The following is a 22,829-nucleotide window of genomic DNA, read 5'->3' as shown; positions in this document are numbered from 1 at the left end:
TATAATTGAAATCAAATAAAGTGCAGAGTTATTTTTCTTTACAGTACCTCTCTTTTATGGAATAACAGCCAGTCATGAAGTGCTAATTTTAACCCGGGACAGGACATAGTTTATCAATATCTTTAAAAATAAAATTTAACTTTCAAATATTATTGAAAATTCAAAAAATATAATTACATTTGTTACAGAAATAAAAAATGCAAGAACAAATGAAGCTTTCGGAAGCAAAAGAAAAGTACATCCAGACATGGGGAACCTTCGCCACCAATTGGGGGATCAACCGTACGATGGCACAGGTTCATGCCCTGCTTCTGGCCAATGGGAAACCGCTTTCTACAGATGAGGTGATGGAGCAGCTTGAAATTTCAAGAGGAAATGCCAATATGAATCTCCGTGCCTTGATAGACTGGGGCATTGTAAAAAAAGAATTTGTAAAAGGAGACAGGAAAGAGTATTTCGTAGCGGAAAAAGACATTTGGTATCTGTTTAAGCAAATCACGAAAGAAAGAAGAAAGAGGGAAATAGAACCTGTAATTTCTTTCCTGGAAGAACTGAAGAACATAGAAGACAACGATTCTCAGGAAGCAAAAGAATTTATAAAGCTTATGGATGATTTCAGTTCTGTAACAGGAAAAATCAATAACATTATGGATCTGGCGATCAAAAGTGATGATCACTGGCTGGTAGGCAAAATTACCAACCTGCTAAAGTAGAAAAGGATTGAATCCTTTTTTATTTGAATTTAATTTTCAAAAATTACTGAAAATATAATAATTATAAGATGTTTAATATAATCTCATACATCATATTCCTTACGGTGAGCTCTTACATCACCATAGATGTGGGAAGGAGATGCTTCCGGGCCGGGAAGTCTTATCTCGAGTATCTTATTCATGACAGCGAGATGTGTCTTACCATCAACAGGATACTTCTCGGATGCTACTACCTTCTGAACCTGGGATATATTGCCGTTAACCTTGCATTTTGGGACCGCGTCAGCTCGACAGAAGAAATGATGGCTGTTACTGCCGCCCGTATCGGATATATTGCTCTGATCCTTTGTGTATTACATTATATGAACATTTTTAGCCTTTACTTTTTAAGAAACAAATTAACCCTAAAATAATACAGCTATGATCGCAACAGTTTTAACCACGACGTACAATTTCTCAGCGTACATGATCTATCTGCCAATTGTAATCACTCTTACCGTATTGGTATCACAGTTTCTGTTCAAAAACTCAAAAACATTCATGATCGATATTTTTCACCAGAAAGAAGATATTGCAATGGCAACAAATTCTCTCTTCAAAATCGGTTTTTATCTCCTGAATATCGGTTTTGCTTTATGCATCATTGAATTTTTTCAGATTGAAACCGTAGAAAGGTTGGTTGTCGCTTTAAGCAAAAAGATCGGAGGCTTTTCCATCTATCTGGGACTGATGATGCTTCTTAACCTCCTCCTGTTCCTGAAAGGCCGTAAACATGCTATGAACAAAGAAAAACTCATCGAAAATGAAAACACTCATCTTTAAGATCTGGATGTATATCACCTTCAGATCCTCAAACAAAAGAACCCGAGGGGATTTCCTGACCTTTTAAAATGAATGATCATGAAAACATTTACGAAATATGACTTTTATATTCAGTTATTGTTCCTGGCCGCAGGAGTTCTAGCAGCTGTTTCAGAAGGAATTCTTTTTTTCTATTTTATAGTAGGAATTCCACAGTTGATAAGTTTCATAATAAGAGTATTTCAGAAAAATAAAAAAACAGTAGGATATATCATTTACGGAATTTTTATAATACCTGTTTGGATTTCTTTGCTGATGATTTTCCTTTTTAAGCATAATCATGATGTTACTGATTTTTTCGGATCTATTTTGATGCTATCTCTTTTTTACAGCCTGATAATGGCTATTATATATGTTTTTCATGATTCAGAATATATCAGTTTTTAAAATAATTACAGATGAAAACCTTACAAAATCATACCCTGATTTACGACAATGAATGTCCTATGTGCAATATCTATTCTAAAGGTTTTACAAAATGCGGAATGCTTGATGAGAACGGAAGAGAAGCTTTTACAGAAATATCTGCAGATAATAAATCCATCATAGATTTCAGCCGCGCGAAGAACGAGATTGCATTGATAGATCACAACAGAAACGAAGTGGTGTACGGATTGGACAGCCTTCTTCTCATCATTGGAAATTCCTTTCCTTTGCTGGAGACAATTGCAAGGATAAAACCTCTGTACTGGTTTTTCAGAAAACTGTATTCATTGGTTTCTTATAACCGTAAACAGATCATTCCGTCAGCAAATCACACTGAACAGGCCTGCATTCCGGATTTTAATCTTAAATACAGGGTAGCCTATATAAGCTTTGTAGTCATCTTTTCAGCGTATATCCTGAGTGTATTTTCCGGAAAACTGGGATTTAATCTGAATTATAATTTCATGAGAGAATTAGCTCTCTGCATTGGACTGCTCCTTTGGCAGACCGTATTTCTGAGAGCTTATTTAAAAGATAAAATCTGGGATTATCTCGGAAATATGATGACGGTTTCCATGATCGGGACACTGCTCTTAATTCCGGTTTTACTGACCAATCTCACACCTCTTTTTTATATCATTTATTTTGGAATTGTGGTATTGATTATGTTTCTGGAACATTTGAGACGATGCAGACTCCTGAAATTGAACTATCTTCCTGCTATCTCATGGATCCTCTTCGGAATAACAGCTTTGGCATTTATTATTTGGCTCACTCTTTAAAAACTGAAAAATGAACCCACTTGAACTCATCAGAAAAGTAGAATGGAAAGACCTCAGAACCCTTTCTGCTAAAGAAATGCTGATTGAAAACAATATCAGCCTCCCATGGTTTTTTATTTCAGTGCTGCTGGCATATTATGAATATTACTGGCTGGCACTTCCATTTTCAGGATTCTTTTTTCTTACGGCGCTCAGACAGGTGCATAATGGTTTTCACAATGCTTTGGGAACCGGAAAATTTCTTACCTGGCTGTCCCTTTATCTGAACAGTATTTTGATGATGGCATCTATTCATGCCGTGAAATTCAACCATATCAGGCATCACAAATTCTGTCTTTCAGAAGACGATTACGAAGGAAAATCTGCCTCCATGAAATGGTATGAAGCTATTCTGTATGGCCCGAAACATATGTTCCTGATTCATTGGATCACGTTTAAAAAAGCCAACCGACAGTATAAAAGGAATATGCTTATAGAAATCATTTCGATTGCTGCTTTTGCTTTTACAGTGTTCTATTTCCAGATTCATTTCCTTATCTATCATATGCTGATCATGTTTTCCGGAGAATTTTTAATGGCATTCTTTGCGGTATGGACTGTTCATCACGATACCAATGAAAATCCTGGTATCGCAAGAACACAGCGGGGATCATGGAAAAATAAACTTACATTCAGCATGTTTTATCATATGGAGCATCACCTTTTTCCTGCTGTACCCACAATTAAACTGCCCGAACTTGCAGAAAGAATTGATAATGTATTGCTGGAACTGGACAAAAAGCAGACCTTTTAAAATTGAAACTTAAAAAATGGCTACAATTTATTTAGAAACCCCTGTCAAAGCAGATTTATATAAAGTTTTTGATCTGGCTCATGATCGATATCTTTGAATTTGAGTCTCCGTTTGGAATAGCAGGAAGATTTTTTAATCATATTTTCCTTAAAAACTATATGAGAAGCTTCTTACTTGACAGAAACGAATTAATTAAGAAAACTGCAGAATCAATCAACCCATATTCCATTACCACATAACTGGGAAATCCGATCCCAATCTCCAACCTCAAAAAACACAAAAATGAACTTCCTGAAAGCCGAATGGCGAAAATTAGCAATAATAAACTACGAAATAAACCCTGAAATCTTAATGAAATACCTCCCCGAAGGCACCGAGATCGATTTCTACCACGGAAAATGCTATGTAAGCCTTGTAGGATTTATGTTTTTAAATACCAGGCTGCTGGGTTTTTCAATTCCTTTTCACCGGAATTTTGAAGAGGTAAATCTTAGGTTTTACGTTAAAAAGAAAGAGAAAGATCTCTGGAAAAGAGGGGTGGTTTTCATCAAAGAGATCGTTCCCAAATATGCGCTCAGCTTTGTGGCCAACTTATTTTATAGAGAAAATTATAAAACAATGCCCATGAACAACGAAATCCGGGTGAATGGTGACGAACTGACGGTTAAATACTCCTGGAAAGACAAAAGCTGGCATTCTCTACAGATTACAGCCGGAAACGATGCGCAGCCAATGGAAAACGGTTCAGAATTTGAATTTATTACAGAACATTATTTCGGGTTTACCAAAAGAGAAAATAGAACCTCGGAATATGAAGTCTGCCACCCCAAATGGGACTACTATCATATTAAAGAGTACCAGTTTGATATTGAATTTAATGCCCTTTATGGAAAAGAATTTGCATTCCTGAACGGTCAGAAACCTGTTTCTGTAATGCTGGCGGAAGGCTCCGGAATTGAAGTAAAAACAAAGAAATATACGATGTGACTGATCTCCCTGGAAATTAAGGTTTGCCGATTAAAAAAAGGATGATTAAATTAGCAAAAACTAATCCTTTATGCTCCTTAAACAGAAACCGAAAACCCTTTTCCTGTCAACTTTTCTGATATCTTCTGCCTTCTTTTCACAGGCGCATAATGTCTCTGCAGGTTATCAAAAACCGGATGATCCGCTTGTTGTTCAGAACCTTGAACAGTGGCAGGATCTCAAATTCGGACTGTTCATGCATTGGGGAACTTACAGCCAATGGGGAATTGTAGAAAGCTGGAGCCTTTGTCCCGAAGATGAATCCTGGACACAGAGAAAGCCTGAACACGGAAAATCTTACAGTGAATATGTAAAGAATTACGAGAATCTTCAGACAACCTTCAACCCGGTAGATTTTAATCCTCAGAAATGGGCAGAAGCCGTAAAAAAAGCAGGGATGAAGTATGTGGTTTTCACAACAAAGCACCATGACGGCTTTGCCATGTTTGATACCAAAGAATCCGACTATAAAATTACCTCCGCGAAAACACCTTTTTCAAAAAATCCCAAAGCAGACGTTACCAAAGAAATCTTTAACACCTTCAGAAAAAATGGTTTCAGGATCGGGGCATACTTTTCAAAACCCGACTGGCATTCTGAAAACTACTGGTGGCCGTATTTCCCGCCAAAAGACAGAAACGTAAACTATGATCCGAAAAAATATCCGGAACGTTGGGAAAATTTCAAAAAACTGACCTTCAACCAACTGAATGAGATCACTTCCAATTACGGAAAAATAGATATTCTGTGGCTGGATGGAGGCTGGGTACGCCCTTTCCGCACCATTGATCCCTCTGTAGAATGGCAGAGGACCATTAAAGTAGAGCAGGATATCGATATGGACAAAATAGGCACCATGGCCAGAAAAAATCAGCCGGGAATCATTGTCGTAGACCGTACCGTGCCCGGAAAGTGGGAGAATTATGTCACCCCTGAACAGGCCGTTCCCGAACATGCACTTTCTGTTCCCTGGGAAAGCTGTATCACCATGGGAGACTCTTTTTCCTATGTTCCCAATGATCACTATAAATCCTCACAAAAGATCATAGAAACCCTCATAAAGATTATTTCAAGAGGTGGAAATTACCTGATGAATATAGCTCCGGGGCCCAATGGCGACTATGATGCCGTAGTTTATCAGAGATTAAACGAAATCTCCGGCTGGATGGAGAAAAATCAGTCGGCTGTATTTGCCACCAGAAGTGCAGTGCCCTATCACTATGGGGATTTTTATTATACCCAGGCTAAAGATGGTAAAACCCTAAACGTATTTCATATTGACGATAAAACAGATTATGAAACCCCGTCTTTCCTCACTTTTCTACTTCCTGAAAACTTTAGACCCAAAACACTGAAAGTTCTCGGACTTGCCTCAAAAATACAGTGGAAACAGGTCGGAAATACAATGGAAATACAACTTCCTGAAGAAAGAACAAAACTGAAGTTTGCCACAGTAATTCAAATGACGAACTAATGAAGCTGAATTTTATTAAACTGACGGTTATTACATTGTCATTAAGCTCTGCCTGTATGCATGCGCAGAAAGGAAAACCTGTGTATAAGGATCCAGAACAGCCTGTTGAAGCCAGGGTTCAGGACCTGCTGAAAAGAATGACTCCGGAAGAAAAGTTCTGGCAGTGTTTTATGATTCCGGGAGACCTTGACAACATTCCCAAAGACCAGTACAAACACGGAATTTTCGGATTTCAGGTAAGTGCCGGAAACCAGGGTGGCGGTGCAGCCGGACAGATGCTGAAATATAATGCCGGAGAGGACGCTGAAAAACTGGCAAAAAAGATCAATGCCATCCAAAAATATTTCATGGAAGAATCCAGATTGGGAATTCCGGTTATTCCATTTGATGAAGCCTTACACGGGCTAATGCGCGAAGGTGCAACCGCTTTTCCGCAGGCTATCGGTTTATCAGCCTCCTTTAATCCGGACCTGATGAGAGAAGTATCCTCTGCAATAGCCAAAGAATCCAGGCTGAGAGGGATCCGGCAGATCCTCACGCCTGTCGTCAACCTGGCCAGTGATGTCAGGTGGGGACGCACAGAAGAAACCTATGGCGAAGATCCTTTTTTAACATCTGTAATGGGAACCGGGTTTGTGAGATCATTCGAAGATATGGGAATCATTACCACTCCGAAACATTTTCTGGCCAACGTAGGAGAAGGCGGAAGAGATTCATATCCCATTCACTGGAGCAGAAGATACCTGGAAGAAACACACCTCATTCCTTTTCATAAAGCGTTTACAGCAGGAAAAAGCAGATCCGTGATGACTTCTTATAACCTGCTTGACGGAAGACCTTCAACGGCCAACCACTGGCTGCTCACAGAAAAGCTGAAACAGGAATGGAACTTCCGGGGCTTTGTCATCAGCGATGCCAGTGCAGTAGGAGGGGCAAATGTGCTGCATTTTACTGCAAAAGATTATGCTGATGCCTCGGCGCAGGCCATTAATGCGGGCCTGGATGTGATATTCCAGACAGAATACAAACATTATCAGCTATTCATTCCTCCGTTTCTGGATGGAAGAATTCCACAAAGCCGGATCGATGATGCCGTGGCGAGAGTTCTTAGAGCGAAATTTGAGCTGGGACTTTTTGAAAATCCCTATGTGTCTGATCAGGAAATAAAAGAATTAAAAAAGATTGACCATAAAGGACTGGCTGAAAAAGCGGCCGTGGAGTCTTTTGTTCTGCTGCAGAATAATAACCGGACATTACCGGTCTCTCCGGAGGTCAGGAAAATAGCCGTTATAGGGACAGATGCTGCTGATGCAAGATTAGGCGGGTATTCCGGGCCGGGGAATCATAAAGTAAGTATCCTGGAGGGAATTAAAAAAATCACTGAAAATAAAAATATTGAAATTTTTTATGAGAAAGGAATTAACTGGAATCTGAAGGATTTCAAGACGGTTCCTGCTGAATTTTTATCTTTCGGAACTAAAAAAGGATTGGCAGGGGATTATTTTTCCAACACAAGTTTATCGGACCGTCCGGTTTTTGAAAGGCAGGACGAGCAGATTAATTTCAAATGGACGCTTTATTCTCCTGATCCTGAAAAACTGCAGCCTGACAATTACAGCATCCGCTGGACGGGAAAGTTAAAGGCTCCGGATAACGGGAAATACGAATTGGGACTGCGCGGAAATGATGGTTTTAGACTGTATCTGAACGGAAAACTGCTTATTGACCAATGGGAGAAGCTGGGCTATTCAACCAAAACAACAGCAGTAGATTTTGTGAAGGACCAAAAATATGATATTACGGTAGAATTCCGTGAAAGCAGGGGAGAGGCGAATATTGAGATGATCTGGAATTATGGTATCGACCATTATCAGAAAGACTTTGATGATGCTTTAAAAGCTGCACAGAAGGCAGATTATATAATCATTGCCGCAGGAATTCATGAAGGAGAGTTTCAGGACCGTTCTTCACTGAGTCTCCCGGGAAATCAGGAACAGTTCATTCACGAAGTTTCAAAATTAAATAAGCCTGTTACTGTAGTCCTGGTAGGCGGATCTGCGATAAAAACAACCCACTGGAAAGACCGGGTAGGAGCTATTCTGGATGTCTGGTATCCCGGGGAAGAAGGTGGAAATGCCGTAGCAAAGATTCTTTTCGGGTCAGAAAATCCATCAGGAAAGCTTCCGGTTACGTTCCCGGCCGAAGAAGGGCAGCTGCCTCTTACGTACAATCACCATCCGACAGGAAGAGGAAATGACTATTATGATTTGAGTGGGGAGCCTCTTTATCCTTTTGGATTTGGGTTGAGCTATACCAGTTTTGAGATCTCTGATCTGAAGCTGAACAAAACAAAATATTTGGAAAATGAAACGATTACAGCAAAGGTTGTTGTTAAAAACACCGGATCAAAACCGGGAAGTGAAGTGGTTCAGTTGTATGTAAAAGATTTACTGGCATCGGTTTCAAGACCTGTTATTGAATTGAAAGGTTTCAGGAAAATCTATTTGAAACCCGGAGAATCCAGGCAGGTCACCATTGAAATTCCAGTGAAAGAACTCCGCTTTTTAGACGAAAATATGAAGTGGACCGTAGAAAAAGGAACTTACCGGATTATGGTCGGAAATTCTTCTAAAAACCTGCCTCTGAAGATGAATATTGATGTTGAATAGCCTTATTTTACAGGAAGGCAGGATAAGATTTCAGCTTAGGTAATATCTATGGTATGATATATGTAATATTTACTTTAACCTAATGAATTTAACTGATCATCACTGATTGTTTAAAATCATTTAAAAAAGTAAATATCATGAGAAAGTTTTTAATATCCACAGTATTGCTGTTAGGCTTATCGATGAATGTTAATGCCCAGAAACATCCTCCTGCTCCGCCACATCCTTCAAAGAGCGAATTGATCAATACTAAATCGCATGAGCTGGACAAAAGGTACAATGAGGAAAAAAAACTGATTTTGAATCATCCGCTTGCCACAAAAAAAATGAAGAGAGATCAGCTGAAGGCTTTAAATGAAAAATACCGAAGCCAGAAAAGGCTGCTTAAAAAAATGTAACGCTATTTTTTAATACAATGGAAATAGTTTAATTCAATAAAATCCGTTTGCGGAGTTTTAACTAAAGAGAATGCTTTTTGTATTCTCTTTTTTGTTTAAAGTAATAGGAACCGTCTTAGGAATACCTTAGAGATGAATTTGCAGAAACGTGCTTCATCCAATATTTTTCCTTAAATTCGCATAAAATTTTTAAAATAATGAACTACGATATCATTGTCATCGGAAGCGGTCCTGGCGGTTATGTTACTGCGATCAGAGCAGCACAATTAGGTTTCAAAACTGCAATTATCGAGAAAGAAAACTTAGGGGGTATCTGCCTGAACTGGGGATGTATTCCTACGAAAGCTTTACTGAAGTCTGCCCAGGTTTTTCATTATATCAACCATGCTGAAGACTATGGTCTGAATAAAGTGGAAGCCAGCTTTGAATTTCCAAACGTGATCCAGAGAAGCCGTGGCGTGGCCGGCAAAATGAGCAAAGGAATTGAATTCCTTATGAAGAAGAACAAGATCGATGTGATTCTTGGTACAGCTAAGGTTCAGAAAGGTAAAAAAGTTTCTGTTACAGATAAAGACGGTAAAGTGACTGAATATGCAGGAGAGAACATCATAATTGCAACAGGAGCGCGTTCAAGAGAACTTCCGAACCTTCCTCAGGACGGTAAAAAAGTAATCGGATACAGACAGGCATTGTCTCTTCCTGAGCAGCCGAAATCTATGATCGTTGTAGGTTCAGGTGCTATCGGGGTAGAATTTGCCGATTTCTATAATACAATGGGAACTAAGGTAACTGTTGTAGAATTTATGCCTAATATTGTTCCTGTAGAGGATGAGGAAATTTCCAAACATTTGGAAAAATCTCTTAAAAAGACAGGTATCGAGATCATGACCAATGCATCAGTAGAAAGCGTTGATACAAGTGGAGAAGGCGTAAAAGCTACTGTAAAAACAGCTAACGGAAACATTACCCTTGAAGCTGATATTTTACTTTCTGCCGTGGGTATCGCTGCGAATATTGAAAATATAGGATTGGAAGAAGTGGGAATCCAGACTGATAAGGGAAGGGTTTTAGTGAACGAATGGTATGAAACTTCAGTTCCGGGTTACTATGCAATCGGTGATATCATTCCTACTCAAGCCCTGGCACACGTTGCTTCTGCTGAAGGAATTACCTGTGTTGAAAAAATCAAAGGAATGCATGTTGAGAAAATCGACTACGGCAATATCCCGGGATGTACATACTGCCACCCTGAAGTAGCATCTGTAGGTCTTACAGAAAAGCAGGCTAAGGAAAAAGGCTATGAGATCAAAGTAGGGAAATTCCCTCTTTCTGCAAGTGGTAAAGCCACTGCAAACGGAAATACGGACGGTTTCATCAAAGTTATTTTTGATGCCAAATACGGTGAGTGGTTAGGATGCCATATGATCGGGGAAGGCGTTACAGATATGGTTGCAGAAGCAGTAGTTGCGAGAAAACTGGAAACTACAGGTCATGAGATCATTAAATCGATCCACCCTCACCCAACAGTTTCCGAAGCTATCATGGAAGCAGCAGCAGCAGCTTATGGTGAAGTAATCCACATCTAGGATCAACTGTAACCAAACAGTTTGACAAATATAATCAGCTGAGTTTTCAATGATTTTTGAAGAATATATCGAAAAATCAGAGTATAAATTCTAAGTATAAAGTAAACCACAGATTTTTTCTGTGGTTTTTTTGTTTAGATGAAAAATTATAAGACTGGACAAAAGTTATTCAGGTTGTTACCAAATTATACTTAAAAAAAATTAATACTGTACGAATGGTATTAGTATAAAAATTAATGCTGAAAAAAGAAATTGTTTTTATAATTTTGAGTAATGGGGAGTTTTGAAAAAACAGGCCTGGTTTTATCAGGAGGCGGAACAAAAGGAATCGCACATGCAGGGGTCTTAAAGTTCCTGAACGAAAAGAATATGGACATTGATGTTCTGGCATGCTGCAGTGCCGGATCTATTGTGGGATGTCTTTACGCAGTGGGGAAAACCCCGGATGAGATCCTGGGATTCTTCAATTCAGTTTATTTTTTTAACTGGAAACATTTTACTTTCAACCAGCCGGGACTGGTTTCTTCTGTTATTTTCAGGAATTATCTTAAGCCTATTTTTCACAATATGAAATTGGGGGACCTGAAGAAGGAAGTGAAAATTGTAGCAACCGAGCTTGTTTCCGGAACCCAGAAAATATTTGACGAAAACTTTGAAGTGGTAGATGCCATCATTGCATCATGCTCTATTCCGGGGGTTACAACGCCTTACATCATTGGCGAGGAAATGTACTGCGACGGCGGGGTACTGAACAATTTTCCGGCAGATATCATCAGAGATGAATGTGATAAGCTGATCGGCGTTTTTGTTTCTCCTCCCCACAACATAGATATCAAAGATTTGAAATCAATTAAAGCTATTGTTTCCCGCTCTTATGATCTTCTTTCCTACAGAATAGAGAAGGGGAAATTCGATTACTGCGACTGGTTTATTTCTTCACAAAAGCTTTCTTCATACGGAACTTTCGAACGCAGAAAAGACCGTTTGGAAGAGATGTTTGATATCGGCTATAATGCAGCAAAGGAAAGCTATGAAACAAGCAATTTCCGTTCGCAGCTGAGGCAGTCTGGCTCATAAGACGGTCATGTGAAATTGAAATTTCAGGATGGTTTGGGCTGACCGGATCAGGCTGTGAATAACAGTTTTCCTTAAAATCTGGCATAAAAACTTAAATCTATTTTTCCTGTTTATTTCTTCTTTCTTTTTCGGTCCTGTTCTTTTTTAATATATTGACTCCATATTTTATGAGAAATAAGGATCTTATTTACGGATGATTACGAAGTCGTTGCTGCCTTCCGGAAGGTAAATAAGAGTAGGAAATTCTTTATAACCTTTTACTTTACCTTTTCTTATTAAAGCATTCATACCTGCAATGTTTTTTTCGACCCCATAAAGTTCTGTACGTAAGTTTCTTTCTAACTTTACTAACTTACCATTACCATAGATTTTCAAACTATAATCTTCAATAGGAGCCATTCGGTCCTTACAATTCTTTAGATCATTAATATTTTCATCTTCTATCTTTGTTATTTCCTGAGGTGGTGTATAATTAAAAATATAGGTTTCCGCTGTTCTCTGAGAATTAAACTGATTAAACAATTCTACATTTCCCTTGTTTAAACTGTTCTTAATTTTTTCATAAAAAGCAAGAACTTTTTTTTCCAATTCATCTTTATCCATTTTAGAAAGATCTTGTCCATTGCTCCATCCTTCAAGTTCATATGGCAAGTCAACTGTAAATTCACCTTTTACTTCATAAAAAGGAACAGGTTTGTTTATTTTTGTAATCGGATATAACTTTATCTTTTCATAACTCTGGGGCTGTTCTTTGGTACCTGTTTTTTCGTAGCTGCTTACAGCAACCTTTAAAAAATCTATGGTACTGGGCTGTATTCCGCCTTTGGCAGCTTCACTCGGCATTGGGAGAAGCTTCAGGGTGAATTGGTATGTTCCACTTTTCAGCACATAAGGATTAATTTCTATAAAGGTGTTGTGCATGCCTGTTCCGTAATCTTTCCGTGCTACAATATCATTGATATAGATTTCATAGGGACCCGGTACTGTAAGATCCATTCCATAAATAGTTCGTTTAGTAGTTTTGTATTGATAGTTTTCCATAGTCTTTGCTCGGTCATTTTTAGTGGTGTTTTGCCCACAAGAAATAGTAAAAATACATATAAATAAATAGGATAATAATGCGATCTTTTTCATCATAATAATGGTTTAGTCAAACAATTTAATATCAATTTCAAAAGGCTTAAAAATTTCTACATCGTCAAATTTTTTGGTCTGCTCATTTTTTTTCTCTACAGAAATATCAGGTATTTCATCCCCGTTTTCTTCTGTATCATCGCCCCCATTGGTTTCGACTTTAATTTTTGCATAAATCAATGCTTCAATACCTTCAAACTCAAATTTAAGATATTTTGGGCGTTCCGGTGTCCATGTATATTTAAATTTCGCTTTGGTCTCTGCGTGTATAGAGGCTTCTCCTACCAGATCAAATAATTCTACTTTAAGATAGCCACCAGCTTCGAGCCCTAATTCTACCTCAGAATATACGCTTATTTCTGATCCGGAAAAACCATCTATTGTATGGTATTTGGCACCTTTTACAAAATCTATATTCAGGTTTGCTGTGGTGACAAAATCAAAATAATAATCGGCCTCCATATTACCTACTCCAAAAAATTCCATTATTTCACCAGCCTGGCTTATAGTAGCAACAGCACCGTCCAGTATTTTTACGACCCCATTAATGTATGGAATAAACTGAGCGGCAAAAAGCAAATCCAATCTTCCAGTTACAGATACTAATGGAAGAGCTCCAAGTTTGAACTCGTATTCAACTCCTATCAAATTGGGTTGTTTTATACTTTGAGCAAATTTCCATGCGACTCCTCCTGTAAATTTAGGTGGTGATACTTCAAAACGAAGAGGTAATGTGGATTTATCCCTTTTTCTTTTTTTCTCCCTGGTCCCCTTATCTTTATCAAACTGTTTTTTCTTTTCAGGGCTGTTTTCAGCTTCTTTCATCTTAGATCCGCCAACATATGAATCTATGATATTATAAATATAAACAGCTTTTTCTAGAATTTCTTCTAATTTTGTATTGCTCCCTTCGATGCTGAAACTTTTTTCATCTGCAAATTTTGCTTCAAACTCTATAGAAAACTCATATTCTTTCAAAAAATTTTCCGAAGTAATTTCGTTGTTTACATCATCTGTAAATTTCTGTTTCTGTTGTTTGTTATAAGCTTTTTTTGCAGCTTTTGTATCACTTCCTTTTTGGGCTTTATACTTTTTCTTCTTATAATTTTTAGACTGGATGACATATAAATATTTATCTTCATCCACACCAATATGAGCGTTGAAATTGTATTCCAATTCAGGATATACATTTATGACAAGCGGATGCTGAAAACGGCAGGTAATAAACTGTAGTCCATACCGTATGGGCTTGGCATTGGGTAACCAGGCATAATCAATCAGCTGAGGTGTAGTAGGCCTGGGATAACTTACATCAAAAGAAATATCTTCAGTGTTTTTTTTCAGATTCCTATAATGTGTTTCGGGATCTTTAAGAGAAATTACTTTACCTGTATGGTATTCTATAGTATTGTTGTAAGTACATTCTTTGGTATCAAGATCCGGCAGATAAATGAATAGATTCTTTGTTTTATCGCTGGAGATGATTTCCAACAGCAATTCACTGTCAATCTCCGATATTTTTCTTCTAAATATCGGATATTCCGTAGTCTCTAAAAGGGCAGTGATGGTATCATAACCACAAGGATTAAAGTGTTGCAGATTGGTTTCTACCTGGCTGAGAACAACTACCTGATTTGAATTGGACTCATTTACCTTTATTTCGTCTGCCGCATTACTGTCAATTTTTAAAATACAGTCCTGGAGAATTTTTTTTCCACCGGGAATACGATTATGGTGTACTACAGGATAAATTTCCAGATAATCTCCGCCCATGGTCTGCCATAAAGGATCTATAAATACCGCAAATTTAGATTTTTGTACATTGGGCTTTCCTGTGGCATTACCGTCATGTTTATTGCCATCATCTTCAACAAGATATCCTGTTTTAGCTTTAGAAGGAACTGTTTTTTCCTGGTGTACAGAAACAGGCCGCTCAAAAAATTCTTCCTGTTTAGAGATATCCTCTTCCGTTCTTTCCTCTGTATTGTTATTGAGATATTCCGCAGCAAAAAGCTTATCATCCGCGTCGGTCATTCCTAAAGTGATAATTCTGATCACTTTATCTTTATCTTTCAGCTGTACTTTTATATTGTTTCCGTATAAAGCGTCGGTGTAAATATTCAGATAGACGGAGGAGCCGAATTTTAAAGTTTTTGATACTTTATGGTTGTCTGCATCGGTCCATTCTGCGGTAATAACATCGGGATGCTGACCTTTCGCGTTAATAAGGATACCGTGTGGATATTTTCCCTGAGGTTTTGTACCTTCCCAAAAAGGTTCAAGATATACTGCGCCGCCGCCTTCCAAAAATTCGCTAAAGGAAAAATTAAAGGCGGATGTACCCATTTTCATGGCTTCATTAAAGCTTTCTGCGGTAAGTTCCGGCCGTCTGTCACCTACAAGCTGATGTACCCAGCGGACCGATTTGTAATCGTCCTGAATAGCTTTAAGATCAGTTTTATACTGCTTGTTGATGCCTTCAATATTTTTGTTGTGGGCATTGCCGAGTTCAGTATATTTCTTCTTCCGGGCTGCCATTCCTTCTTCACGTTTTTTCACGTTGGCATCGTAAGTCTCTTCTTTTACTTTACCGGCTTTGTAATCTTCATGATTTTGAGAGAGGAAGGCATAGCTTTGCTGTGCCTCTTTTTCTACGGCATTACTTTTTGTTGTATAATCATTATTAGCTTTGTCCAGATCTTTTTTTAGCTGTTGGTCCAAAACATCCTTCCGGTCTTTATATTCTTTGATGTAAACGTTGAAACTTTCCGCTTTTTTCAATTCCAGCCAGCCAATATCTTTGTGAAATTTCTGTCCGGTTTTGGATTCAACGTATATGTGTAAGGGTGTCTTGTTATCCATAGGACTTTATTTATTGATGGGAATATATTTTTTTGTTCCGCGTTTTATATTTACAAAGGGTAGGAGTTCGGCCAGAACTTCTTCATCTGCATTGTTCACATTTTGTGCGGTAGCTTCAGCTGTCTGCCCGTGATTGATGATGGTAATGCAGTCAGGACTTCCAATGGGGCAGGTTGCTTTGCTGTCTTCCAGTAAGGCTTTGCCGTTATTGTCCTGTAGCGTTATTTTGTCATAGAAACCGCTCCATTGCGTCACAGTAACCTGGCATGGATTATTATTCATTTTGGAGCAGCTTCCGAAAGTGTTTTTCTCGAAAGTTTTGCCAATATCCATATGGGTAGCCATCAGTTTTTTACTGCCGGAATTATCATTGATGTAGCGCTTACTTTGTGTCTTTACCTGAAGCTTATCCGGAGCTGTGCCGAAGTTACACCTACAGGCAGCACCTTGGCAGACTAAATGTTTTTCGCTCATTTCGTGTTCTTTTGGTGTTTTAAAACTGACTGATTTTTTATCTGTTCATAAACCTGAAAATCAATCTCATATTCTTTGCCCTTATCAAAAGTTGAGAGTGTGCCGCTGATTGAAAATATTTCTCTGGTTTCCCGCTCAAACTTATACAGGAGATCGACCTTACCTTTAGGTTTGTTCCTGTTGAATGCATCTTCTTCTTCGGTTCCTGTTATTCTTAATACTATTTTATTTCCTCTTGTATATTCTTTGTTTAATGAATATTCTATCTCATACCGGGCATCCCTGGACAGGCCTGAAAAGTAAATCTGCAAAAAATCCTTGCTGAAAAATTTCGGGTACCCTTTATAAACAGGTAGAAAAAAAAGCTTGTAAAATATATTTCTGTTGAACAGGTCTTTCTTTAAATCAATATCAGCATATGCCTGATCTAATTGTTCTAATATGCGGTCCGTAGTTTCCGACTGGTAGTATTCTTTCAGTTTTGGAAAGCATTCGGTCTTCCAGCGCTGGGAGATGTCTTCCTTATTCAGGATTCTTTGCATGGAGCCATTGCTGCCGGCATCTATTTGCAGCGGATATAAAACCTGCTCTGCTTTTTCAAACAGCTGTTCTATTATTTTATCAATTCCCTGATTGTTTACGTAGGTTTTTTCTTTGCTCAGTTCAATGCACGCAGGAGTTCTCCTTATGTTTGTTTTATAATGGATCTGTAGATTTTTTGGCAGAAATCTGATGATCACACCGTATACTTTGTCGCTGGATCCTGCCGGTATTTCCAGTACAGTGCTTTTCAGAAGCCTGTTGTCTCTGGCCTTAAATTTATCCGAAGGAATATAAATGTATTCCACGTACTTAGGCAGTGAAGCACTTAGTAATTCTGAGATGCTGCAATGCCTGTTATGGAAGTCCACCAGTTCTTCTGCCGTCATGCCATACTCAGCACAGAGAGCTTCCAGATCAAGAAGGTCTTCTGTTTTTAATTTTATATATTCTTTTGTGGCAGAATCTTTCATATTTATTATTCCGAAGATTAAATTACTTGCAGAATTTTTTTTGTTAAATTTCAGAGGAGCGTTTATAAAATCTTTATATTTTTAAAAAGTACATTAATCCCAAACTCAACCACTGCAAACCTATGTAGATATAAAAAATCATGGCAGAAGGCTCCGCCAGCTCGTGAAGTTTTTCAATTAGTTTGGTTTTAACGATATCATAAAAACTGGCATTTTCATTCTTCAAATCCAATTCATCAAAGCTCAGTTTTTTTAAGGCATAAGTTAAAATACGTTTTAATATTTTATTCTCCGAGCTGTTTTTAAATTCATTCAACAGCTTGATTTTAACCATTGCATAATCTGCGCTGTTCCTGATAACAGTGGGCTGTCCGCTTTTGAATTTGTTCATGATCTTATCAATTGCGGGAACCAAAAGAGTTTCCGAATGATCCTGCACCAGTCTGCTGATAACATTGGCCATAGCATATTTCGTGGAAAAAACACCAATCAGAAACGGAGCGGCAATCATCAGCAAAAAGAAAATGACGGATGAAACGGGCTTCACAGTTACCGCAGCAACGATGAACATGTAAGCGCCACTATGTCCCAAAGAACTTCCGAAGCTATTAGATAAAATATAAATTCCCAGCACAAACGTAATCACTGTGGAAAGAATTCCTATTCCATAAATCTTCAGTAAACTGCCGAGAAATACCGCAGATAGTTTTGAAAAATATTTTATTTGATTGGTGACTTTGTTCATTTTTTGTTTTAATAATTATTTACTGTTTTTTTCTTTCTTCAAATGAGGCTTGCTGTCAAAATAAATTTCGGAAATAAATAAAAATCTGATTAGGATTCAATATAAGACTGATTTTATAACAATGAATTATTTTTCTACATTAAACTCGCCTGTAACTTCATAGGAAATAAGGCCGGCTCCATTGGTGTATTTTCTTGTTTTTAAACCAGGTTGGTATACTTCTTTAAAATCGGTTTTTTTTGTTTTAGCAAATGTTTTTTTCTCAAATGTTTTTTCTTTTCCTATGAATTTCTCTGTAAAATAGATGGTGTCATTTTTTATGGTGCCGCTTACATAATCATACCATTGGTTAAAAGGTGTTGTATGTCTTTTTCTTGTTTTAATAATATTACCGGTTACCTCAAAATCTCCAAAATCTTCGACTGTAATTGGTTGTAATACTTTTATTATCCCATTTTCCGGGAAACTTAATACTTTGCCGTCTATATCCAAATCCGAAGTACTGATACAGAATGTTTCTTTATCTGAATAGATGATAAACTCTACCGAGGCAGGAGTTCTGTAATGAACATACACTTTATTTATTTTCAGATAAGGATTAGATTCCAGCTTTATTTTTTTCTCGTAATTCAAAAAATCACCATAATGAGCACTGAAAATACTGTCATTTAATTCTTTAAATGGAATTTTTTGAGCGGTCATATATTCTTTAAAAGCCAGGTTTCTTTTCTCTTTATACTGTTGTTTTCTATTTTGGCTGCTACAGCTTTCAAAACAAAATATAATAAGAATTAGAATAACTATTTTATTTATTATCGTTTTCAATTTTTTTATTCTCATTTTGATACTCTAACTTATAAAATTCCTGCGATTCCTTTTGGGGTATATCTGCTTCCAGATATTTCTTCAGTCTTTCAAAATCAGGTTTTCTGGACCCTTCCTTGTAGGTTACAAATAGATGATGAAAAGTAGAATTAGGCTTTAACCTTAGACTTATTTTATAATCTACCATATCCCTATTATAGGTCTCAACCTCTTTTTCATATTTAATTCTGGCTTCATCATACTTTTTACGGTCATTGTATTTACTTTCAACAGGCTCTTTTGGTTTTTTGGGTTCACTTGGGAAGTCTATAGCATTGTGCATATTATTGGAAGGCCAGAAAGTGCCATATCCAAACCGCGTTTTCCTGTTCAGGTTTCCGTTGGCATCTGTAAAAGAAAATGTTTCTTGCCCTCTGTTTAGTAATACATCAAACAGGGTTTGGGTGTCATAATTCTGTCCGTCAATTAATTTATCATGATTATAAGGCTGCTCATTATTAGATTTTCCGTAATATAAATCAAAAGCATAGGCCATATTGATCTTATCAGTAATCTTAGCCTGCATATTTACTCCTGCGGACCAATACTGGTCGGAATCCATTCCAAAAAATAAAGGGGGCTTATAAATATCATTATAAGAAGAAATCATAAAATTACCTATTTTTATAGAAGCTCCTCCTAAAATCTGATGCCGGTTGGTCCTATCCCGTGAGTTATACTGATCTTTTACTCTGATTCCGTTTTTGTCATAATTATGAGTCACTTTTCCAGAGCTTAAAATCCCGGTTGATCCTAAAGTAAAGGCATATTCGTAAGGGTTATTAACACCAGATCCTGAGAAACTGTTAAACAGATTCATGTTCAGCTCGTTTCCTGTTTTATAGCCTAATGTAATCGCAGGCGTTCCACTTAATGTAACTAAATTCCGGCTCATCGGAGAAGTGCCCGGAGTTCCATATCCATAGTAGGTTAAAGCAGCGTTAAAGCTTGGCATAATGCCGAAATTATTCATTTTAATTTGTTTGGAAATTCCGGCGTATAAACTTGCTGAGAATCCACCTCCCAAACTAAAACTGAATTTCAACCCGATATTGAACGGCGGGTCTCCCGGTCCCCCTTCTGGGCTGCTGTCCGGGGCAGCCTCTTCATTATAATATTCATCAGAATTTCCGGCATTCGGACCTCCTCTTTCTTTCTCTCTTTCTCCAAAATACTGTTTGTCGGAAGGAGGCGGGGTTTCGGTCTCTTGTTCTGGAAAGCTGATATCCAGATTCCCTTTGTATAAAGGAGATTCCAGTTTCGCAATTGTTACAGTAGATTCTCCCGGTGCATCAAACTTAAAAAGATCATAATCATAGGTTTCCAAATCATCTTTTGGGATTGCACTTTCTTTTAAAATAGTGTTGATATATTCCCCATATGCTTTGGCAAGTGCCCCGATTAATTTTATTTTTCTATCATTATTTTTTTCAATATCCAGCAGAAGCACGTCCCAGATAAGAATACTCTTACTCTCCTCATCATAAAAAGCGTTGGAAGATTTTCCGTTTTTAGCTACAATAATAGGCGGATTTGTAATTTTACCGTCAGCAATATCTTTATAGAGCTTGTATATAATTCCCGTGTTGTCTCCATTAAATTTTGAAATCATTTCTGATGCCACCCCTTTAATATGGTCATGAACATAAGTGCTTTCCAGCTTATATTCACTTTCAATAATCTGTGAAACAAATTTTTCCGGATCCCCATAAATCACTCCGCCTTCTTTCCCTATCTGAATAACCTTGCTTCCGGTGTTTTCAATCTCGTCTTTCGAGTATCTTTTATAATCTCCCCCGATAACTTTGGTGATATTCCCTTTTACAATCCTTGTTCTGCTCATCGTGTAATGATTTAAAAATTATTACTTTTCTCTGAGCTGTTATTCTTTACTGTTTTATCGGAATGCTGTTCATTGGTTCCGGTACTTTGCGTTACGATTTTCCCTTCACTTACCTCATTTCTTTCTTTCTTCGTCTCACTGTGTACATCCCCGTCTATAATTTCTGTCAGCTTTCCGGTGATCATCATACTTGCATCACCAATAACGGATGTTATTTTCATAGCTCCTACGCTTTGCGTGTCATTCATGGTAACCGATTCTGTTTTGTTCATGCCGACTATATTGCTTTGGTCGGCCCCTACTGTGGTGCTCATGTTCTGGCCCACATTGATCATCATGTTTTCTCCGGCATTGAAGATCATGTTTTTTGGTGCGCTTACGGTAATATTGCCTTTGCCATCCATAAAATAAGAATTGCCGCTCGGATCCTCAATAAAGATGCTTCCTTCCGTGTCATTGAAGATCACTTTATTTCCGCTCCGGGTCTGGATGGATTTAATATGATTGTCTATTCCTCCGCCTAAACCTACTTTGCCATGAAACATTCCTCCCATAGCGAAAGGAAAATCGGGATGATGGTATTCAAAACCAACCATAACCTGGTCGCCAACTTCGGGAACCGCCACAAATCCTCTGTTCTGAGAGATCTGATCCGTACCTCCGGCATCGGGACTCATCATACGGATGAAGTGGGTGGTATTGTTCTGCTGCCAGTCAAACTGCACCTGTACGCGTCCCTGATTCAGAGGGTCGGTGTTGGAAACAACTGTGGCGATCTGAGGTTCCGCATTGGGCATTTTAAAATCATGCTTTGGCATAAAGCCGGTTCCTTCAGCTATGGCTTCAAACGAACCTGTATAATAACCTCTTGCATCCACTTCATGGCAAGCCTCCGTGATCATTAATTTTGTAAAGTGTGATGTTTCGTTCGTATCAGGCTTTCTCATCTGAATATCCGCAGTACATCCCGGGTATAGAAAAGGAACGGTAGTATCACCGGAAACAGTCAATACCTGTACTGCTGCATTTCCGGCTGCGCTTTTCTGGGATTCGTCCACATCTATTGAAATATTGGCATTGATGGGGGCGGGGGTCAGAGACTGGCTCGTAAAGATATTGTCATTCATCTGGTAAGCTTTTGAAGCTAATTCTCCCAAATGCTTAACACTTGCAGAGGCACTCAACATCTTAGCATGATTGACGCTGTCATATCCAAAAAACTGAGGTTTGGTATGCACTGCATTCATTTCAACCTGTATATTGGTTACGTTGCTTCCGTAAATAAGCTGTATAGGCTTTTCTGCCGGGGGAAGGCTTCCGAACCGCAGAACATATCCGTCATAATAGAACTGTTCTCCATACGCTTCAGCAATTCGTGCCAGATAATTGTAATGGGTTTCGTTATACTGGGCACTGTAATTAATATAACTTTTATTGCGGCTGTCTACTTTAAAGTCAAATTTGCCGGAACCCAAAGTCTCTTTGATGACGCGTTCGGCAATGATTCCTGTATTCACGGACTGGTCTCCTCCGAAACTTTGGGTATGGGGAGCAGAATCCATCAGGATGGTAGGGCTTTTACCCTTCAAAATAATATTCCCGAGACTCATCTTATCCTGGCTGAAGGCTACCTTCGTAATAATCCCTACAAAACTTCTCTCCGGGCTTTCATTTTCCGAATCCTTATACCTGAATGTTACCGTTAAACGCTGTCCTAAAAACTTTTGAGTCTCCGAAAGATTATGATTCTGAGTTTTCCCCACAGAATCATGGGCCAGAGTCAGCTCAAAATCGTGGTGCTTCTGTGCACTCTGCAGCAACCGGAAATGTTTAAAATGTTTGATAATGTGGCCGTCTATAACGATATCAAGCTTTACAACACGGTTAATGCCCACAATATCGTTCTCCGAGATTTTTTCTGAATTCGAACTATTTTTTTTCATTACCATTATTTCATTAAATATAGAAATATTTTATCCCCTGAAAAACAAATAGTCTATAAAGTTAAAAATTTGTAGTAAAACTACGATATTTCAATCAGGATATGATATTTTTAAATTGATGATCTCGTATAGGCATAGGAATTCTG

At 38.1% G+C, this 22,829-nt stretch carries 20 protein-coding genes; 12 read left to right on the top strand and 8 right to left on the bottom strand.

Translation table 11 applies throughout. The features are described from left to right. The first annotated feature begins 197 nt into the window (after positions 1-197). From IX38_RS11560 to IX38_RS11505, 12 genes are all read left to right on the top strand, one after another. Complete coding sequence (locus IX38_RS11560) at positions 198-713, top strand: GbsR/MarR family transcriptional regulator (protein WP_228377941.1); 516 nt, start codon at positions 198-200, stop codon at positions 711-713. A gap of 68 nt (positions 714-781) precedes the next feature. Further along, positions 782-1,126: a hypothetical protein gene (locus IX38_RS11555; protein WP_034705080.1), complete on the top strand. Its 345-nt coding sequence runs from the start codon at positions 782-784 to the stop codon at positions 1,124-1,126. A 7-nt stretch (positions 1,127-1,133) separates the two neighbouring features. After that, positions 1,134-1,535 (top strand): hypothetical protein, encoded by a 402-nt coding sequence (locus IX38_RS11550; protein WP_051884661.1) that lies wholly within the window; start codon positions 1,134-1,136, stop codon positions 1,533-1,535. Positions 1,536-1,613: 78 nt separating this feature from the next. Continuing rightward, positions 1,614-1,961, top strand: coding sequence for a hypothetical protein (locus IX38_RS11545; protein ID WP_131368669.1), 348 nt, complete (start codon positions 1,614-1,616; stop codon positions 1,959-1,961). Positions 1,962-1,972: 11 nt separating this feature from the next. After that, a complete protein-coding gene (locus tag IX38_RS11540; RefSeq protein WP_034705073.1) occupies positions 1,973-2,782 on the top strand; it encodes a DCC1-like thiol-disulfide oxidoreductase family protein in 810 nt (269 codons plus the stop codon). A gap of 10 nt (positions 2,783-2,792) precedes the next feature. Continuing rightward, positions 2,793-3,575, top strand: coding sequence for a fatty acid desaturase (locus tag IX38_RS11535; protein WP_034705069.1), 783 nt, complete (start codon positions 2,793-2,795; stop codon positions 3,573-3,575). A gap of 282 nt (positions 3,576-3,857) precedes the next feature. After that, complete coding sequence (locus IX38_RS11530; protein WP_034705067.1) at positions 3,858-4,562, top strand: YqjF family protein; 705 nt, start codon at positions 3,858-3,860, stop codon at positions 4,560-4,562. A 70-nt stretch (positions 4,563-4,632) separates the two neighbouring features. Further along, positions 4,633-6,075 carry an alpha-L-fucosidase gene (locus tag IX38_RS11525; RefSeq protein WP_034705066.1) on the top strand — a complete coding sequence of 481 codons (1,443 nt, stop codon included), beginning with the start codon at positions 4,633-4,635 and terminating at the stop codon, positions 6,073-6,075. After that, entirely contained in the window at positions 6,075-8,744 is a 2,670-nt protein-coding gene (locus IX38_RS11520) for a beta-glucosidase (RefSeq protein WP_034705065.1), read from the top strand. Before IX38_RS11525 ends, IX38_RS11520 begins: the two co-directional genes overlap by 1 nt. A gap of 137 nt (positions 8,745-8,881) precedes the next feature. Further along, on the top strand, positions 8,882-9,142 hold the full coding sequence (locus tag IX38_RS11515; protein WP_034705062.1) for a hypothetical protein: 261 nt from the start codon (positions 8,882-8,884) through the stop codon (positions 9,140-9,142). Positions 9,143-9,339: 197 nt separating this feature from the next. Then, positions 9,340-10,728 (top strand): dihydrolipoyl dehydrogenase, encoded by a 1,389-nt coding sequence (gene lpdA / locus IX38_RS11510; RefSeq protein WP_034705060.1) that lies wholly within the window; start codon positions 9,340-9,342, stop codon positions 10,726-10,728. 273 nt (positions 10,729-11,001) lie between these two features. Beyond that, a complete protein-coding gene (locus IX38_RS11505) occupies positions 11,002-11,805 on the top strand; it encodes a patatin-like phospholipase family protein (RefSeq protein WP_034705057.1) in 804 nt (267 codons plus the stop codon). A gap of 183 nt (positions 11,806-11,988) precedes the next feature. Here IX38_RS11505 and IX38_RS11500 read toward each other — a convergent pair whose 3' ends face one another. The 8 genes from IX38_RS11500 to IX38_RS11465 all read right to left on the bottom strand — a co-directional run bounded on the left by IX38_RS11500 (position 11,989) and on the right by IX38_RS11465 (position 22,683). Then, positions 11,989-12,942, bottom strand: a complete 954-nt coding sequence (locus tag IX38_RS11500; RefSeq protein ID WP_131368668.1) for a hypothetical protein — start codon at positions 12,940-12,942, stop codon at positions 11,989-11,991. Positions 12,943-12,951: 9 nt separating this feature from the next. Further along, positions 12,952-15,801: a hypothetical protein gene (locus IX38_RS11495; RefSeq protein ID WP_034705055.1), complete on the bottom strand. Its 2,850-nt coding sequence runs from the start codon at positions 15,799-15,801 to the stop codon at positions 12,952-12,954. Between the two features lie 6 nt (positions 15,802-15,807). Continuing rightward, positions 15,808-16,275: a DUF4280 domain-containing protein gene (locus tag IX38_RS11490; RefSeq protein ID WP_034705051.1), complete on the bottom strand. Its 468-nt coding sequence runs from the start codon at positions 16,273-16,275 to the stop codon at positions 15,808-15,810. Next, positions 16,272-17,288 (bottom strand): hypothetical protein, encoded by a 1,017-nt coding sequence (locus tag IX38_RS11485; protein ID WP_034705050.1) that lies wholly within the window; start codon positions 17,286-17,288, stop codon positions 16,272-16,274. The genes IX38_RS11490 and IX38_RS11485 overlap by 4 nt, the downstream gene beginning before the upstream one ends. A gap of 73 nt (positions 17,289-17,361) precedes the next feature. Beyond that, positions 17,362-18,033 (bottom strand): hypothetical protein, encoded by a 672-nt coding sequence (locus IX38_RS11480; RefSeq protein WP_034705049.1) that lies wholly within the window; start codon positions 18,031-18,033, stop codon positions 17,362-17,364. A gap of 126 nt (positions 18,034-18,159) precedes the next feature. After that, positions 18,160-18,735, bottom strand: a complete 576-nt coding sequence (locus IX38_RS11475; protein ID WP_131368667.1) for a hypothetical protein — start codon at positions 18,733-18,735, stop codon at positions 18,160-18,162. 103 nt (positions 18,736-18,838) lie between these two features. Then, positions 18,839-20,740: a polymorphic toxin type 23 domain-containing protein gene (locus IX38_RS11470; protein ID WP_034705045.1), complete on the bottom strand. Its 1,902-nt coding sequence runs from the start codon at positions 20,738-20,740 to the stop codon at positions 18,839-18,841. Positions 20,741-20,751: 11 nt separating this feature from the next. Then, a complete protein-coding gene (locus tag IX38_RS11465; protein WP_034705161.1) occupies positions 20,752-22,683 on the bottom strand; it encodes a type VI secretion system Vgr family protein in 1,932 nt (643 codons plus the stop codon). Positions 22,684-22,829 lie beyond the last annotated feature (146 nt).

Origin of the sequence: Chryseobacterium luteum, assembly GCF_000737785.1 — a bacterium.
Classification (GTDB): domain Bacteria; phylum Bacteroidota; class Bacteroidia; order Flavobacteriales; family Weeksellaceae; genus Chryseobacterium; species Chryseobacterium luteum.
This window is presented reverse-complemented; position numbering and strand designations above follow the sequence as displayed.